The organism is Vibrio neptunius, assembly GCA_019339365.1.
Taxonomy (GTDB): Bacteria; Pseudomonadota; Gammaproteobacteria; order Enterobacterales; family Vibrionaceae; genus Vibrio; species Vibrio neptunius.
Genome location: CP079859.1, coordinates 773,546 through 787,820, shown reverse-complemented (window position 1 = coordinate 787,820; position 14,275 = coordinate 773,546). Strand labels below are relative to the sequence as shown.

Below are 14,275 nucleotides of genomic sequence, written 5' to 3'. Positions count from 1 at the left end.
TTAAAGTGAAGAACGGTAAGATTCTATAGCATCTAAGGCAAATAATACTGAATGAAACCCTCATTACAACTCAAGCTAGGACAGCAGTTAGCGATGACCCCACAGCTTCAGCAAGCCATCCGCTTGCTGCAGTTGTCAACGTTAGATCTTCAACAGGAAATTCAGGAAGCCTTGGATTCTAATCCTCTCCTAGAAGTAGAAGAAGGCGGCGACGAGACCTCAAATGTTGAAGACAAGTCAGCGAGTGAGGAAAAAGAACCAAGTGCAGAAGTCACAGAGCCTGAAGTCAAAGACAGTTCAGAGCTTATCGAAAAATCTGAAATCAGCAATGAACTTGAAATTGATACCACTTGGGAAGATGTCTATAGCGCCAACACAGGCAGTACAGGGATTGCTCTTGATGATGACACCCCTGTTTATCAGGGTGAAACTACGCAATCACTGCATGACTACCTGACTTGGCAATTGGATCTGACACCTTTTAGCGAGACAGACCGCACCATAGCGATGGCAATCATAGATGCAATCGATGACTATGGCTACTTAACCATTTCCACTGGCGATATTTTAGAAAGTTTCAATCACGAAGACATCGAATTAGATGAAATCGAAGCGGTTCGCAAACGAATCCAGCAATTTGATCCACTCGGCGTAGCATCACACAATCTGCAAGATTGCCTGCTCTTGCAATTAGCGACCTTTCCTGAAGACACACCGTGGCTCAAAGAAGCTAAGTTAGTACTAACTGACCACATAGAACAGTTGGGAAATCGTGATTACAAGTTAATAATTAAAGAAGCCAAACTGAAAGAAGCTGAACTTAAAGAAGCACTCAAGCTTATTCAGCAGCTCGATCCTAGACCCGGAAGCCGAATCTCAGCTGAGCACGCAGAATACGTCATTCCTGATGTTTCTGTGTTTAAGGATCATGGTAAATGGGTGGTCACTATCAACCCAGACTCCGTACCACGCCTTAAAGTCAATCAACAATACGCAGCGCTCGGCAAAGGAAACAATTCAGATAGCCAGTATATTCGCTCAAACCTGCAGGAAGCAAAATGGCTCATTAAGAGCTTGGAAAGTAGAAATGAGACACTACTCAAAGTTGCTAAGTGTATTGTTGAACATCAACGCGATTTTTTCGAGTATGGTGAAGAAGCGATGAAACCAATGGTGCTCAACGACGTCGCATTAGATGTCGATATGCACGAATCGACAATTTCACGGGTCACTACTCAAAAATACATGCATACGCCTCGTGGTATTTTCGAACTAAAGTATTTCTTCTCCAGCCATGTCAGTACCGATAATGGTGGAGAATGTTCATCAACTGCAATTAGAGCCCTAATTAAAAAGCTCGTAGCTGCTGAAAACAGTGCTAAACCGCTGAGTGACAGCAAGATTGCAGCTCTACTCGCTGACCAAGGGATTCAGGTCGCTAGAAGAACAATAGCTAAATACCGAGAATCACTAGGCATTGCCCCTTCCAGTCAGCGCAAACGCCTGCTTTAGGCACTAAACGAGAAGGAAAGTCTATGCAAATCAATATTAATGGCCAACACGTTGATCTCACCGATTCAATGCAAGACTACGTAAACGAAAAGTTTCAAAAGCTTGAACGTTTCTTTGACCACATAAATAACGTTCATGTTGTTTTAAAAGTTGAAAAACTCCGTCAAATCGCAGAAGCTACCCTTCACGTAAATCAGGGCGAAATTCATGCATCTGCCGACGAAGAAAGCATGTATGCCGCTATCGACGCTCTTGTTGACAAACTGGTTAGGCAGCTCAACAAGCATAAAGCAAAACTAAATACCCACTAGATACCATGCAATTAAGCGAAATCCTTTCATTGGACTGCACCAAAAGTGCGGTCCAATGTACCAGTAAAAAACGCGCTCTGGAAATGATCAGTGAAATCGTCGCTGAGCAGACCGGACAAAACTCTACCGAACTTTTCGAATGCATGCTTAGCCGAGAAAAGATGGGCAGTACTGGCATCGGAAATGGAATAGCCATTCCCCATGCTCGTATGCAATCCAGCGACAAAGCTGTTGCGGTTCTTATTCAATGCCAATCCCCTGTCGAATTTGACTCGATAGATAATCGCCCTGTTGATCTTCTTTTTGCCCTGCTTGTGCCTGACGCACAGTGCAAGGAGCACCTCAAAACCCTGTCTAGCATGGCAGAGCGATTAAATAACAAACAGATTCTCAAACAGCTACGCAAAGCTCAGTCCGACGAAGAACTTTATGCCATTATGGTGGATCAGTAATGCGCCTCATTGTCGTCAGTGGTCAATCTGGTGCGGGAAAAAGCGTCGCTCTGCGCGTACTCGAAGATTTAGGTTATTACTGCGTCGATAACCTGCCAGTAAATTTGCTCGATAATTTCGTTAAATCGGTAAAATCTAGCAAACAAAACGTAGCAGTCAGTATTGATATCCGTAACCTGCCAACAGAACCTAATTTAGTCACTGATGTTCTGACTAGGTTAAAGAAGTCGTCAGATGTCAGTGTACTGTTCTTAGATGCCCAAAAAGACACGTTGCTCAAACGCTACAGTGAAACGAGGCGTATACACCCTCTTTCACTCAGTCTCGAAAATACCTCACTTGAACAAGCCATTGAAAAAGAACGTTGTATTCTTTCCCCATTGAAAGAGCATGCCGATCTGATCATCGATAGCAGCAACCAATCACTACATGACTTAAGTGAGACCGTTCGCATGCGTGTTGAAGGTCGAGAACGCAAAGATTTAGTGATGGTATTTCAGTCATTTGGCTTTAAGTATGGCTTGCCAAGTGATGCAGACTATGTGTTTGATGTACGTTTTCTGCCGAACCCACATTGGGAACCCGCATTGCGTCCAATGACGGGGCTCGATACACCGATTAAATCTTTTCTGGAAAGTCATCAAGATGTATTGGATCTTAAACAGCAGATCCAGAAATTCATCGAAAACTGGCTGCCATTATTAGAAAAAAACAACCGTAGTTATTTAACCGTAGCAATTGGCTGCACAGGAGGTAAACATCGCTCTGTTTACCTCACTCAGCAAATTGGCGACTACTTCGCAAAAATGGGTCATCAGGTCCAAATTCGCCACACTACATTAGAGAAAATACATAAGGAATAGCGTATGCAGCAACAGAGTAGAACCGTCCTCATTCAAAACAGACTGGGGCTCCATGCTCGCGCTGCTGTTAAACTCGTCGAACTAGCCCAGTCTTTCGACGCTATTCTCACCATTCAAAACCATGAAGGTAAAGAGGCAACCGCTGACAGCGTCATGGGTTTATTGATGCTCGAATCCGCTCAAGGCGAGCATGTCACCATCAACGCTGAAGGCAATGACGCCACCCCTGCCCTTGAAGCGGTCTGCCAGTTAATTGAAGCCAAGTTCGAAGAAGCAGAATAATTTTTCCACTGATACAATAAAAATCACTACCTTCATATTAACTTATTAAATAAACACTAAAATTAAGTTACTATTCGACGCATTGTAAGCAGATAGAGTTAGGGGGAATGTATGGCCGAGCAAATTGAATTTGACCAAGCTCACCAAGCCCTCCAAGAAGTCACAGAAGCTCTAGAAAATGGTCGATTTGTCCATGTCCGTCGTCAGCTTCATGACATGGAACCAGAAGATATTGCCCATCTCTTAGAAGCCTCTCCACGTAAAAGTCGTGAAGTCCTTTGGCAACTTACTGATCCCGAAGATTACGGTGAAATCCTCGATGAATTGAACGAAGACGTCAAAGATGCTCTGGTTTCTAAAATGGAACCCGAAATGCTGGCCGAAGCGACAGAGGGCATGGACACTGATGATGTTGCTTACGTTTTACGTAGTCTACCAGACGATGTCTCACGTGAAGTTCTGTCCCAAATGGACACCGCCGATCGCTTGCGAGTGGAAACCGCGCTTTCTTACCCTGAGGATAGCGCTGGCGGACTGATGAACACCGACGTAATCACCATTCGTGGTGATGTCGATGTCGATGTCGTCTTGCGTTATTTGCGTATGAAAGGGGAGCTGCCTGATGCAACCGACGCACTGTATGTGATAGATGAGAACAGCCAGCTGCTCGGTCAATTGCCGATCACGACCCTAATCACTACCCAACCCGATATCAAAGTCTCTGAAGTGATGCAAGATGTGGACGAAGCCATCGAAGTCACCATGAGCGATTCCGATATTGCCAGCCTGTTTGAGCGCCGTAACTGGGTTTCCGCTCCCGTCATTGACGAGAACCAGCATCTTGTCGGTCGTATTACCATTGATGACGTGGTGGATGTAATTCGTGAAGACGCGGAACACTCCATGATGAGTATGGCGGGTATGGACGATGATGAAGATACCTTTGCACCAGTGGTTAAGTCGGCTCGTAAGCGTAGTATCTGGCTAGGTGCAAACGTGTTAGCTGCGCTTGCGGCGGCATCAGTTTCAAACATGTTTGAAGCCACATTAAATCAGATGGCGGCCATTGCTGTTTTGATGACTATCGTTCCTTCTATGGGCGGCGTGGCAGGCAACCAAACTGTTGCTCTGGTAATCCGAGGCCTCGCATTGGGCCATATCGGTGATGCCAACAAACGCGAGCTGCTAATGAAAGAAGCAGCAATCGGCCTGTTGAACGGTATCATGTGGGCACTGATCATTGGTGGTATCGTCATAGCATGGAAAGGTAACTGGATGCTCGGCGGGATTATTTCCGCAGCCATGTTAACCAACCTTCTGGTCGCTGGAATCGCGGGTGTCACCATCCCTATCTTATTAAAGAAAATGAATATCGACCCTGCTTTGGCCGGAGGGATGGCCTTAACCACAGTCACCGATGTGATTGGCCTCTCAGTGTTCCTTGGTCTTGCTACCATTATGATCTGATAGGCAATCATCAATAAAAAAGCACAGCTTTTGCTGTGCTTTTTGATCAACTTGTAGAGAATCAGTTAATATTTGGTCCTAACCACTTTTCAGCTTCTAACCTATCCCAACCTTTACGATCAGCGTAACTTTCGACCTGATCCGGCTGGATCTGCGCGATCGCAAAGTAACGTGAATCTGGGTGAGAGAAGTACCACCCTGATACAGAGGCTCCTGGCCACATTGCATAGCTGCTGGTCAAAGACATCTCAATCGTCTCTTCCACTTTGAGCAACTCCCAAAGTGGACCTTTCTCAGTATGCTCTGGACAGGCTGGATAACCTGGAGCTGGGCGAATACCTTGATATTTTTCACGAATCAGATCATCGTTAGAAAGATCTTCATCCGCAGAATATCCCCAAATTTCCTTACGCACTTTTTCATGCAGGTACTCAGCAAAAGCTTCAGCCAAGCGATCCGCCACAGCTTGAATCATAATCGCATTGTAATCATCTCCCGCTGCTTTGTATTCATCAGCGAGTTCACGTTCTCCAATACCACCGGTTACCGCGAATGCGCCAATCCAGTCTTTCTTACCTGAAGATTTTGGAGCGATGTAATCGGAGAGACAGTAATTATAGCCTTTGGGCTTCTCAGTCTGCTGACGAAGATTGTGCAATACTTTAGCCACTTTAGTACGCGACTCATCGGTGTACACTTCGATATCATCTCCAATACTTGCTGCTGGGAATAACGCACACATACCACGTGCTTTAAGCAAACCTTCTCGCTCGACCCTATCAAGCAGCTCATTCGCATCAGCAAACAACCTCTTTGCTTCTTCTCCGACTTCTTCGTGTTCAAGAATGGCAGGGTACTTACCAACTAAAGACCAAGTCATAAAGAATGGAGTCCAGTCAATGTATTCACGTAATGTTGCTATCTCAAAATCATCGAAAACATGTACACCCGGTTTAGCTGGCTCTGGTGGAGTATACGTTTCCCAGTCAATCGCGACCTTATTTGCTCGTGCTTGTTCTAAAGTGATAGGTTTCGTACGCGGTTTCTTGCGATTATGCTGGTCACGTACACGCACGTAGTCGGCATCAAGTTTTTCAACAAATTCAGGACGACGCTCGTCAGATAGCAATGAAGTACATACTCCAACGGCTCTTGAAGCATTGTTAACGTAAACCACTGGGTGCTTGTAGTTTTGCTCAATCTTAACCGCAGTGTGTGCTTTCGACGTTGTCGCGCCACCGATCAGTAATGGCAGATCGAAATCAAGACGCTCCATCTCTTTCGCCACATGCACCATTTCGTCCAATGAAGGAGTAATCAGGCCGGACAGACCAATAATATCTACATTCTCTTCTTTGGCGACCTTGAGGATCTGCTCACATGGCACCATCACGCCAAGATCAATGATCTCATAGTTGTTACATTGAAGTACAACACCAACGATATTCTTACCAATATCGTGAACATCCCCTTTCACTGTTGCCAGTAGTATCTTACCGTTTGAAGAACCCGCTTGTTTTTCCTTGTTAATGAATGGCTCTAAATGCGCTACTGCCTGCTTCATTACACGTGCGGATTTCACCACTTGAGGAAGGAACATTTTACCTTCACCAAATAAGTCGCCGACCACATTCATGCCATCCATTAGCGGCCCTTCAATCACCTCCAATGGTTTACTGGCATTAACACGAGCCTCTTCAGTATCTTCAACGATAAACTCGGTGATCCCTTGACTAATGCATGCTCTAATCGCTTCTCAACTGACCAAGTACGCCATTCAAGCGCAGAGGCATCTTCTTCCTTACCGACACCTTTACCTGCGTACTCAGCCGCAATATCGAGCAAGCGCTCGGTACCATCATCGCGACGGTTTAGTACCACGTCTTCTACGGCTTCACGCAATTTCTCAGGGACGTTGTCGTAAATCTCCAGTTGACCTGCATTGACGATCCCCATATCCATACCATTTTTGAAACAGTGATAAAGGAATACAGCGTGAATCGCTTCACGTACATAGTTATTACCACGGAACGAGAACGAGACGTTCGACACACCGCCAGAAATCATCGCATGCGGCAAATCTCGCTTAATGTCGGCAACAGCGCCGATAAAATCGACCGCATAATTGTTGTGCTCTTCAATACCTGTCGCAACAGCAAAGATATTCGGGTCAAAGATAATGTCTTCAGGTGGGAAGCCGACTTCATCAACCAGAATACGATAGGCGTTGGTACAGATTTCAAGCTTACGCTCGCGTGTTTCTGCCTGTCCTACTTCATCAAACGCCATGACGATGACAGCAGCACCATAGCGACGGATTAGCTTAGCCTGCTCAATAAACTTCTCTTTGCCTTCTTTGAGCGAGATAGAGTTAACAATGCCTTTACCCTGAATACATTTCAGTCCGGCTTCAATGACCTCCCACTTAGAGGAGTCGACCATGATAGGTACTTTAGAGATCTCTGGCTCAGATGCACACAGATTGAGGAAACGCACCATACATGCTTCGGCATCCAACATGCCCTCATCCATATTGATATCGATGATCTGAGCGCCATTTTCCACCTGCTGCCGAGCAACTTCTAACGCTTCATCATAGAGCTCTTCTTTAATCAAGCGCTTGAAACGAGCAGAGCCAGTCACGTTAGTTCGTTCACCAACATTGACGAATAAAGTGTCTTTTTCAATAGCTAGCGACTCAAGACCAGACAAACGACACGCCACATTTAAGTCTGGGAGTTGACGGGGAGCCACACCTTCAACGGCCTCTGCCATCTTACGAATATGTTCTGGTGTGGTACCACAACACCCACCTATTAAGTTCAGGAAGCCACTTTTTGCCCATTCTTTAACGTGCGTGGCCATATCCTCTGGTGAGAGGTCGTATTCACCAAATGCATTCGGTAAACCCGCATTCGGGTGCGCGGAGACAAAGCTTTCTGAAATACGTGACATTTCTTCAACGTATGGACGGAGCTCGTCTGGGCCTAAAGCACAGTTCAACCCAAATGACAGCGGCTGAACGTGACGTAGTGAATTGTAAAACGCTTCCGTTGTTTGACCAGAAAGCGTTCGTCCTGAAGCATCAGTGATCGTTCCCGAAATCATGATCGGTAATTTAACACCCATCTCTTCGAAAACACTGTCGACAGCAAAGGCACAAGCCTTCGCATTTAAGGTATCAAAAATAGTTTCAATCAGAATGAGGTCTGAGCCACCTTTAATTAAGGCGCGCGTCGATTCGGAATACGCAGCAACTAGCTCATCAAACGTAACATTGCGATAACCGGGGTCATTTACATCAGGTGAAATCGAACAAGTACGGTTCGTTGGGCCGAGAACACCCGCCACATAGCGTGGCCTATTTGGCGTTTTTGCCGTCCACTCGTCTGCCACTTCGCGAGCCAACCTCGCAGCTTCAAAGTTGATTTCTTCACTCAGGCTTTCCATATCGTAGTCAGCCATTGCGATCGTCGTTGCGTTAAATGTGTTGGTCTCAAGAATATCCGCGCCAGCTTCCAAATACTCAGCATGGATATCTTTAATTAATTTGGGCTGTGTCAGAACCAAAAGATCATTATTGCCTTTCAGGTCACAATGCCAATCGGAAAAACGCTCACCTCTATAGTCAGCTTCTTCCAGCTTATGGCTCTGGATCATGGTCCCCATACCACCATCTATCAGTAAGATGCGCTTACTTAGTTGAGCTTCTATCTGTTGTCTCACATTACTTCCCACAGTACAGCCTCATTCCTTTAGTTATCTGTCCATCCTATCACACATTAAAAAGGAGTCTAGACGTCTAAATGACTAAATTAATCACCTCTACATGACAAAAAAGTGTTTGCTATTTAATCACGTCGAGAACAAAATTCTCCTTCATAATTTGTTACATCCTGGGTATCCAATGTCGGTCTATTACACTCTCTGTTTTCTGTCCGCAGCAGCAATGTTAATCGCTTTTGTAAACAGCAAGATAGGTAAAATGCAAACCACAATTGCCATCACAGCTGGCTCAATGGTTTTATCTCTTCTTATTCTTATTGCAGGTCAAAACAACTGGTTCCATTTAACAGAAATTGCTTCGAAGACAATATCGAGCATTAACTTCGAAGATTTTTTGCTGAAAGGGATCTTAGGCTTTCTTCTATTTGCAGGCGGTTTGGGGATTAAACTCCCTCACCTTAAAAACCAGAAATGGGAAATTACCGTGCTCGCGCTGGGAGCAACACTGTTCTCGACCTTCTTTATTGGTTTCGCACTTTATGGTTTCTGCCATTTGATAGGCGTGCAATTCGACTTAGTTTACTGCCTATTATTTGGTGCATTAATCTCTCCAACTGACCCAATTGCAGTACTGGCTATCGTAAAAAAGCTGGATGCGCCGGAACGTATCTCAACCCAGATCGAAGGTGAGTCCTTATTTAACGATGGTTTTGGCCTCGTCATTTTTGTCACCCTGTTTACGATCGCTTTTGGCACTGAAGCACCAACGGTCGGCAGCGTGACAATGCTGTTCATTCAGGAAGCCATTGGCGGCATCGTCTATGGTTTTGCACTTGGCCTGCTGTTCCACTACCTTATCAGTGCGACCGATGACCACTCTATGGAGTTACTACTGACCATAGGTATACCGACCGCTGGCTATGCGTTTGCTGAAGTTCTGCACGTTTCAGGACCATTAGCGATGGTGGTATCCGGTATTATGATCGGGAACTGGACCCGATTTATCGGATTCTCTAAAGAAAGTGAAGATCACCTCGATCATTTCTGGGAGCTGGTCGATGAGTTCCTCAACGGCGTTCTGTTCCTATTAATCGGTATGTCGATGTTGCTATTTGAATTCCACAAGGAAGATTGGATTCTCATGGCGTTTTCAGTTCCATTAGTACTCGCTGCTCGCTATCTAAGCGTGTTCTGTTCATATATTGGATTTAAACGTCATCGCCAGTACAATCCTTGGTCAGTAAAAATTCTGACTTGGGGTGGGCTACGAGGTGGTCTAGCGTTAGCGATGGCGCTCTCCATCCCTTCAGGGATTTGGGTTATCCAAGACAAACTCATCGACGTAAAAGAAATCATTCTAGTCATGACTTATTCTGTCGTGGTGTTCTCGATCCTCGTTCAAGGTTCGACAATCACTCCTATGATAGAAAAAGCAAAGAAAGCAGAGAAAGAAATGCAGCCTGAGCCGAGCTCAGTGGAGTCATCTGATAAAGAATAACCAATATCGAATTACCCATTTGAAAGCCGCTCTATGAGCGGCTTTTTGTTATCCGGCGATAAACAGAGATGGACGCTTATTCACTTTCAGGGCTGGAATCAATAGGGTGGAAAGCTGTTTGAGCAGATTGTAATTATCTGTAAATAGAAGTCGATTATGACTTTCACCAAGAACCAAGTTCCTATACTGGTCTATGCGCAAATGGCGGTAAATTCACTTTTGTTTCGCCTCCACAACTAGTTATAGAGCCGTCAGTCAATCTTTAAGTAAATAGTTTTCCAATAACAGATCAACTGAAAAGCTTAAGTTTCTCGGTAAACCTTGGGTCACTAGTCCTGCAGTATGTATAAACTCATTAGCCGAAGAGCAAAATAACTCCGCACTTGCAACCAGTTACCCAGCATAGCTGTTGAGGTCGGGAATAAGTATGAGCTACGATCTTCTGTGCTCAAGTTGAGCTCATTCTCTGCAAGAGAGCAGTTGTGCTCTAAACGCCCCCTATTTCTCAAGAAGTTGCAAACATTGGAGATGCCTAGTTCGGGCCTATTTCTAATTGGGAACCATTGGTCACAGACTCAAAAATAATACCGCAGATACGAAAAAACCCTAACATTGCTGTTAGGGCTTTTTCTAAATAAGTGGCGGAGCGGACGGGACTCGAACCCGCGACCCCCGGCGTGACAGGCCGGTATTCTAACCAACTGAACTACCGCTCCGCACTGGTTAGACTCTTGAGTCTAAATTTAAAGCCTGGCGATGTCCTACTCTCACATGGGGAAGCCCCACACTACCATCGGCGCTATTGCGTTTCACTTCTGAGTTCGGCATGGAATCAGGTGGGTCCACAACGCTATGGTCGCCAAGCAAATTCTTTAATTCGGAAAGCTGCTTTCTCTTATATTAAGAGCGTGTTCTCTACACATTCAATCTGTTCTTGCTTTGAGTCCATCAAAACCCTTTGGGTGTTGTATGGTTAAGCCTCACGGGCAATTAGTACAGGTTAGCTCAACGCCTCACAACGCTTACACACCCTGCCTATCAACGTTCTAGTCTCGAACAACCCTTTAGGACCCTCAAGGGGTCAGGGAAGACTCATCTCAGGGCTCGCTTCCCGCTTAGATGCTTTCAGCGGTTATCGATTCCGAACTTAGCTACCGGGCAATGCCATTGGCATGACAACCCGAACACCAGAGGTTCGTCCACTCCGGTCCTCTCGTACTAGGAGCAGCCCCCTTCAATCTTCCAACGCCCACGGCAGATAGGGACCGAACTGTCTCACGACGTTCTAAACCCAGCTCGCGTACCACTTTAAATGGCGAACAGCCATACCCTTGGGACCGACTTCAGCCCCAGGATGTGATGAGCCGACATCGAGGTGCCAAACACCGCCGTCGATATGAACTCTTGGGCGGTATCAGCCTGTTATCCCCGGAGTACCTTTTATCCGTTGAGCGATGGCCCTTCCATTCAGAACCACCGGATCACTATGACCTGCTTTCGCACCTGCTCGAATTGTCATTCTCGCAGTCAAGCGGGCTTATGCCATTGCACTAACCTCACGATGTCCAACCGTGATTAGCCCACCTTCGTGCTCCTCCGTTACTCTTTGGGAGGAGACCGCCCCAGTCAAACTACCCACCAGGCACTGTCCTCAACCCGGATAACGGGTCTAAGTTAGAACATCAACACTACAAGGGTGGTATTTCAAGGACGGCTCCACCGATACTGGCGTACCGGGTTCAAAGCCTCCCACCTATCCTACACATGTAGGGTCAATGTTCAGTGCCAAGCTGTAGTAAAGGTTCACGGGGTCTTTCCGTCTAGCCGCGGGTACACTGCATCTTCACAGCGATTTCAATTTCACTGAGTCTCGGGTGGAGACAGCGTGGCCATCATTACGCCATTCGTGCAGGTCGGAACTTACCCGACAAGGAATTTCGCTACCTTAGGACCGTTATAGTTACGGCCGCCGTTTACCGGGGCTTCGATCAAGAGCTTCGACTTACGTCTAACCCCATCAATTAACCTTCCGGCACCGGGCAGGCGTCACACCGTATACGTCATCTTACGATTTTGCACAGTGCTGTGTTTTTAATAAACAGTTGCAGCCACCTGGTATCTGCGACTCTCAATAGCTCCATCCGCGAGGGACTTCACCGTCAAGAGCGTACCTTCTCCCGAAGTTACGGTACCATTTTGCCTAGTTCCTTCACCCGAGTTCTCTCAAGCGCCTTGGTATTCTCTACCCGACCACCTGTGTCGGTTTGGGGTACGATTCCTTACAATCTGAAGCTTAGAGGCTTTTCCTGGAAGCATGGCATCAATGACTTCACATCCGTAGATGCTCGACATCGTGTCTCAGCCTTAGAGAGAGCCGGATTTACCTAACTCTCAAGCCTACGCACTTGAACCTGGACAACCGTCGCCAGGCCCACCTAGCCTTCTCCGTCCCCCCATCGCAATTGTAAGAAGTACGGGAATATTAACCCGTTTCCCATCGACTACGCCTTTCGGCCTCGCCTTAGGGGTCGACTTACCCTGCCCCGATTAACGTTGGACAGGAACCCTTGGTCTTCCGGCGAGGGGGTTTTTTCACCCCTTTATCGTTACTCATGTCAGCATTCGCACTTCTGATACCTCCAGCAAGCTTTACAACTCACCTTCAACGGCTTACAGAACGCTCCCCTACCCAATACATAAAATGCATTGCCGCAGCTTCGGTTTACAGCTTAGCCCCGTTACATCTTCCGCGCAGGCCGACTCGACTAGTGAGCTATTACGCTTTCTTTAAATGATGGCTGCTTCTAAGCCAACATCCTAGCTGTCTAAGCCTTCCCACATCGTTTCCCACTTAGCTGTAATTTGGGACCTTAGCTGGCGGTCTGGGTTGTTTCCCTCTCCACGACGGACGTTAGCACCCGCCGTGTGTCTCCCGGATAGTACTTACTGGTATTCGGAGTTTGCAAAGGGTTGGTAAGTCGGGATGACCCCCTAGCCTTAACAGTGCTCTACCCCCAGTAGTATTCGTCCGAGGCTCTACCTAAATAGATTTCGGGGAGAACCAGCTATCTCCAGGTTTGATTGGCCTTTCACCCCTAGCCACAAGTCATCCGCTAATTTTTCAACATTAGTCGGTTCGGTCCTCCAGTTGATGTTACTCAACCTTCAACCTGCCCATGGCTAGATCACCTGGTTTCGGGTCTATATCCAGCAACTCGACGCCCAGTTAAGACTCGATTTCTCTACGGCTCCCCTAGATGGTTAACCTTGCTACTGAATATAAGTCGCTGACCCATTATACAAAAGGTACGCAGTCACACCACGAAGGTGCTCCTACTGCTTGTACGTACACGGTTTCAGGTTCTATTTCACTCCCCTCACAGGGGTTCTTTTCGCCTTTCCCTCACGGTACTGGTTCACTATCGGTCAGTCAGTAGTATTTAGCCTTGGAGGATGGTCCCCCATATTCAGACAGGATATCACGTGTCCCGCCCTACTCGATTTCACCTAAAATGCGCTGCCGGTTACGGGGCTATCACCCTGTATCGCAGACCTTTCCAGAACTTTCACCTGACGCATTAAAGGCTTAAGGGCTAATCCAATTTCGCTCGCCGCTACTTTCGGAATCTCGGTTGATTTCTTTTCCTCGGGGTACTTAGATGTTTCAGTTCCCCCGGTTCGCCTCATTACCCTATGTATTCAGATAATGATACCTGCTTATGCAGGTGGGTTTCCCCATTCGGAAATCCCAGACTCAAATGGCTTTTACTGCCTAATCTGGGCTTATCGCAAGTTAATACGTCCTTCATCGCCTCTGACTGCCAAGGCATCCACCGTGTACGCTTAGTCACTTAACCATACAACCCCAAAGGGTCTTACAGTCAAACAACCAAAGTTGTCTGCAATTATTTAAACATGATGCAGACTCGATTTTGCCGGACTCAAATATAAACATCACAAGGATGTTTCCAAGAACACTTGAATGTGTGTTGGTACCTAAATCTCTCTTTATTTAGAGAAAGTTAGGATTTGAGAACTTTTCAATGAATAACAACGCATCTCATAGAGATGGGGATTGTTGTTATTCGTCAGCTTTCCAAATTGTTAAAGAGCTAGCTTTCTTTGCTAATAAATAGCTGATGAAAACCATTTTTAAGAACACTT

General features: G+C 46.3%; 7 protein-coding genes, 1 tRNA gene, 2 rRNA genes and 1 pseudogene. 7 read left to right on the top strand and 4 right to left on the bottom strand.

All coding sequences use genetic code 11. The annotated features are described in order from the left end of the window. The first annotated feature begins 51 nt into the window (after window positions 1-51). The 6 genes from KW548_03805 (at window position 52) to mgtE (ending at window position 4,887) form a co-directional block, all read left to right on the top strand. Window positions 52-1,512, top strand: coding sequence for an RNA polymerase factor sigma-54 (locus tag KW548_03805; protein QXX07188.1), 1,461 nt, complete (start codon window positions 52-54; stop codon window positions 1,510-1,512). A 23-nt stretch (window positions 1,513-1,535) separates the two neighbouring features. Next, window positions 1,536-1,823, top strand: coding sequence for a ribosome hibernation promoting factor (hpf, locus tag KW548_03800; protein QXX07187.1), 288 nt, complete (start codon window positions 1,536-1,538; stop codon window positions 1,821-1,823). Between the two features lie 5 nt (window positions 1,824-1,828). After that, complete coding sequence (gene ptsN / locus KW548_03795; GenBank protein ID QXX07186.1) at window positions 1,829-2,275, top strand: PTS IIA-like nitrogen regulatory protein PtsN; 447 nt, start codon at window positions 1,829-1,831, stop codon at window positions 2,273-2,275. Next, complete coding sequence (gene rapZ / locus KW548_03790) at window positions 2,275-3,138, top strand: RNase adapter RapZ (protein QXX07185.1); 864 nt, start codon at window positions 2,275-2,277, stop codon at window positions 3,136-3,138. The genes ptsN and rapZ overlap by 1 nt, the downstream gene beginning before the upstream one ends. A 3-nt stretch (window positions 3,139-3,141) precedes the next feature. Beyond that, entirely contained in the window at window positions 3,142-3,420 is a 279-nt protein-coding gene (locus KW548_03785; protein QXX07184.1) for an HPr family phosphocarrier protein, read from the top strand. Between the two features lie 111 nt (window positions 3,421-3,531). Next, window positions 3,532-4,887 (top strand): magnesium transporter, encoded by a 1,356-nt coding sequence (gene mgtE, locus KW548_03780; GenBank protein ID QXX07183.1) that lies wholly within the window; start codon window positions 3,532-3,534, stop codon window positions 4,885-4,887. Between the two features lie 61 nt (window positions 4,888-4,948). Here the strand turns inward: mgtE and metH are convergent. Beyond that, window positions 4,949-8,625, bottom strand: a pseudogene (gene metH / locus KW548_03775) (methionine synthase). A 169-nt stretch (window positions 8,626-8,794) separates the two neighbouring features. Here metH and KW548_03770 point away from each other — a divergent pair. Next, window positions 8,795-10,111, top strand: coding sequence for a sodium:proton antiporter (locus tag KW548_03770; GenBank protein QXX07182.1), 1,317 nt, complete (start codon window positions 8,795-8,797; stop codon window positions 10,109-10,111). Between the two features lie 639 nt (window positions 10,112-10,750). On the opposite strand, the gene KW548_03765 is transcribed toward KW548_03770, so the two are convergent. The 3 genes from KW548_03765 to KW548_03755 form a co-directional block, all read right to left on the bottom strand. Further along, a tRNA-Asp gene (locus KW548_03765) sits at window positions 10,751-10,827 on the bottom strand. Between the two features lie 32 nt (window positions 10,828-10,859). Continuing rightward, window positions 10,860-10,975, bottom strand: a 5S ribosomal RNA gene (rrf, locus tag KW548_03760). A gap of 105 nt (window positions 10,976-11,080) precedes the next feature. Then, window positions 11,081-13,968: ribosomal RNA gene (locus KW548_03755) — 23S ribosomal RNA — on the bottom strand. Between the last annotated feature and the right edge of the window lie 307 nt (window positions 13,969-14,275).

Bases quoted from the DNA above. Each gene is read 5' to 3' on its own strand.
- KW548_03785 (QXX07184.1), top strand. From the start codon at position 3,142: ATGCAGCAACAGAGTAGAACCGTCCTCATTCAAAACAGACTGGGGCTC.
- rapZ (QXX07185.1), top strand. From the start codon at position 2,275: ATGCGCCTCATTGTCGTCAGTGGTCAATCTGGTGCGGGAAAAAGCGTC.
- hpf (QXX07187.1), top strand. From the start codon at position 1,536: ATGCAAATCAATATTAATGGCCAACACGTTGATCTCACCGATTCAATG.
- mgtE (QXX07183.1), top strand. From the start codon at position 3,532: ATGGCCGAGCAAATTGAATTTGACCAAGCTCACCAAGCCCTCCAAGAA.
- ptsN (QXX07186.1), top strand. From the start codon at position 1,829: ATGCAATTAAGCGAAATCCTTTCATTGGACTGCACCAAAAGTGCGGTC.
- KW548_03770 (QXX07182.1), top strand. From the start codon at position 8,795: ATGTCGGTCTATTACACTCTCTGTTTTCTGTCCGCAGCAGCAATGTTA.
- KW548_03805 (QXX07188.1), top strand. From the start codon at position 52: ATGAAACCCTCATTACAACTCAAGCTAGGACAGCAGTTAGCGATGACC.